Origin of the sequence: Mycobacterium sp. (assembly GCF_050701675.1) — a bacterium.
Classification (GTDB): Bacteria; Actinomycetota; Actinomycetes; order Mycobacteriales; family Mycobacteriaceae; genus Mycobacterium.
Window position 1 is genome coordinate 1 of sequence record NZ_JBOGDD010001156.1, and the last position, 1,506, is coordinate 1,506.

At 65.7% G+C, this 1,506-nt stretch carries 2 protein-coding genes; both read left to right on the forward strand.

Going from position 1 to position 1,506, the window contains the following annotated elements; all coding sequences use genetic code 11:
* Nucleotides 1–1,101, forward strand: coding sequence for a virulence factor Mce family protein (locus ACRDUX_RS35800; RefSeq protein WP_526421424.1), 1,101 nt, complete (start codon nucleotides 1–3; stop codon nucleotides 1,099–1,101).
* Nucleotides 1,102–1,103: 2 nt separating this feature from the next.
* Nucleotides 1,104–1,506, forward strand: a 403-nt coding sequence (locus ACRDUX_RS35805; RefSeq protein ID WP_526421426.1) for an MlaD family protein, incomplete at its 3' end; no start/stop codon positions are given.

Genomic DNA, 1,506 nt, shown 5'->3' on the forward strand with positions numbered 1-1,506 from the left:
GTGGGCGCGGCCCTGATCACCGTCTCCGGCTGCAGCAGCTGGCACGGCCTGAACTCGCTGCCGATGCCCGGAACCCAAGGTCACGGACCCGGCTCCTATGAGATCGGCGTGCAGATGCCCGACGTGAACAACATCCAACCCAACTCGCGGGTCCGGGTCGGCGACGTCGCGGTCGGCACGGTGACCAAGATCGAACGCCAGGGCTGGCACGCGCTGCTGTCCCTGACCCTCGACGGCGACGTCGACCTGCCGGCCAACGCGACCGCCAAACTCGGCCAGACCAGCTTGCTAGGGTCGTTGCACCTGGAGCTTGCCCCCCCGACCGAGGAACCGCCGACGGGCAAGCTGCACCAGGGATCACTGATCCCCTTGTCGCACAGCGGTTCTTACCCCAGCACCGAGGAAACCCTCGCAGCGCTGTCCAGCGTGCTCAACGGCGGCGGGCTGGGCCAGGTCCAGGACATCACGGAGGCGTTCAGCACCGCCTTCCGCGGCCGTGAGCAAGATCTGCGTGACCTGATCGGGCAACTGGACACGTTCACCGCCAACCTCGACGACCAAACCCCCGACATCATCGCCGCCACCGACAGCCTCAACCAGCTCGCCGCCAAGTTCGCCGCCAAACAACCCGTCCTGGACAGGGCGCTGCAAACCATCCCCGACGCCCTGGCCGAGCTGAACAAGGAAAAGGACAACCTGATCAACGCCGCCGACCAGCTCGGCAAGTTCGCCGCCCTCACCGTGGACACGGTCAACCAGACCAAGCAGAACCTGGTCAAGGAACTGCAGCAGGTCGGGCCCGTGCTGGAGAGCCTGGCCAACGCCGGACCGAGCCTGACCCGCTCGCTGAGCTACATCCCGACCTTCCCCTTCCCCAACGAGACCATCGAGAAGTGGCAGCGCGGCGACTACGCCAACCTCACCGCGATCGTCGACCTCACCCTCAGCCGGATCGATCAGGGCATCTTCACCGGCACCCGGTGGGAAGGCCACCTCACCGAGCTGGAAATGCAGTGGGGCCGCACCATCGGCCAATTCCCCAGTCCGTACACCCAAGGCAATCCCTTGGTTGTTCCCTACCACTGGGATCAGGGGCCCTAAGAATGCATCTGCACCGACGCATCAAGATCCAACTCGCCATATTCACGGCGATCGCGCTGTTCGCCATCCTGGTGATGGCGCTGCACTTCATGAGACTGCCGGCGCTGCTGTTCGGGGTCGGCCGTTACACCGTCACCGTCGATCTGCCACAGACCGGCGGCCTCTACAGCACCGGCAACGTCACCTACCGCGGCACCGAAGTGGGCCGGGTGGAGTCGGTCCGGCTCCACGGCGACGGCGTCCAAGCTGTGCTATCCCTCAAGTCCGGCATCGACATCCCCTCCGACCTGCGCGCCGAGGTGCACAGCCAGTCCGCGATCGGCGAACAATACGTCGCGTTGCTACCCCGCAACGGCACCGCACCGCCACTGAAGGACGGTGACGTCATCCCCGTCACCGACACCT